Annotated in this window: 2 protein-coding genes; one reads left to right on the top strand and one right to left on the bottom strand. The window is 69.9% G+C overall.

Features of this window, described 5'->3' with window-relative positions; translation table 11 throughout:
• Positions 1-13 precede the first annotated feature (13 nt).
• Positions 14-1,285, bottom strand: a complete 1,272-nt coding sequence (locus EAO75_RS44160; RefSeq protein WP_261989707.1) for a condensation domain-containing protein — start codon at positions 1,283-1,285, stop codon at positions 14-16.
• 22 nt (positions 1,286-1,307) lie between these two features.
• On the opposite strand from EAO75_RS44160, the gene EAO75_RS44155 reads away from it, so the two are divergent.
• Positions 1,308-1,518: hypothetical protein (locus tag EAO75_RS44155; RefSeq protein ID WP_148000770.1), on the top strand; the 211-nt coding region annotated here is incomplete at its 3' end.

Here is a 1,518-nt window from a genome sequence, read left to right as displayed (position 1 = left end):
GCGCGGCCTGGACTCACCGTCGGCGCAGTTCGCCGAGCGGCACGGTGGGGTCGGCCAGGATCTGCTCCACCCGGACGGCCAGGTCCGCCGCGTACGGAGCCAGGGCGCTCTCCTGGGAGACCGCCGAGATGATCTCGATCCCGTCACTGTGTTTCTCGACGGTGATCAACGCGGGATGCGGTATGCGCTCGTGCGGCAAAGACAGCGGAGTGGCCGGGGCGCCGAACAAGGTCCCCGGGATCTCCTCGGAGTACTCGAACGCGAGGAAGATGGCCGGACGCTGGCGGTAGCGACGCTCCGGCAGCACCTGATACAGGCCGGAGACGGTGTCGGCGCCGGCCACGAGCTGCTGCTGCACGTCTCTGGTCACGTCCATCAGCGTGCTGTCGTCGGGGAGTTCGACGATCACCGGTAGCAGGTCCACGCAGAAGCCGATGAGCGACTTCCCGGGACAGAAGGCCGGTTGTCCCGTCCGGGAGGCCATGACGATCGCGCGCGGAGCGGCCATGAGCAGCGACGAGGCCACAGCCACCGCCGACAACGCCGCCGTGTTCATCGTGGACCTGCTGGAGCGTGACAACTCGCGCAGGCCCGCGAGGGGGCCCTGCGGGAGGTGGTCGACACGGGTGACCGGTGCGAAGGGTTGGGCGCCGTCGATCATTCGGCCCGACGACTGCCAGACTCTGTCGAGCCTCGGCCGCCACAGCGCTTCGTTCGCCTCGAACCGCGCGTCCTCCTCCTTGCGCTTCGACCGTGCGAACTCCAGGAAGCTGGCCGGCTCGCGCACCGCGCCGTCCTCCTCACTCCCCAGGTAGAAGGACGACAGCTCCGCCCACAGGACCTCGAACGACCAGCCGTCGACGACCGCGTGCGGTGCGGTGGCCTGGAGGTAGGCGGCCTCACCCGTCTGAATGAGCTGGAACCGGAACAGCGAGGGGGAGACCATGTCCACCGGGCGCTGTGCGAACCGGGACAGAAGCGCCTCGACCTCGCCCGGCGCGGCATCGCACAGGGTGGTGGTGGACAGCATCGGAGTGGCGCGTTCGACGCAGTTCTGGGCGGTGCCGTCCTCTTCGAACCCGATCCGCATCGCCTCGTGCCGCGCGGCCACCCGATCGATGGCGCGCGCCAGCCTTTCCGCGTCGATGGCGCCCTCGACACGACGCACATCGGACATCGCGTAGGAAGCGCCGCGGTCRCCGGCTCCCGTCGGGCAGGCACCGGTCCTCGGTCGGTCACCGGACCCCGTCGGCGGGTCGCCGATCGCCGGTGAGGCGCCGCTCACCGACGGCCAGAAGCTGCTCTGGATGAGCAGCGAGTTGGGCGGCGACCGCGGCGCTTCCTACGCGATGTCCGATGTGCGTCGTGTCGAGGGCGCCATCGACGCGGAAAGGCTGGCGCGCGCCATCGATCGGGTGGCCGCGCGGCACGAGGCGATGCGGATCGGGTTCGAAGAGGACGGCACCGCCCAGAACTGCGTCGAACGCGCCACTCCGATGCTGTCCACCACCACCCTGT

This window comes from Streptomyces sp. UW30 (assembly GCF_008042075.1).
Classification (GTDB): Bacteria; Actinomycetota; Actinomycetes; order Streptomycetales; family Streptomycetaceae; genus Streptomyces.
The sequence above is the reverse complement of the archived record's forward strand: the minus strand, read 5'-3'. Positions and strand labels throughout refer to the sequence as shown.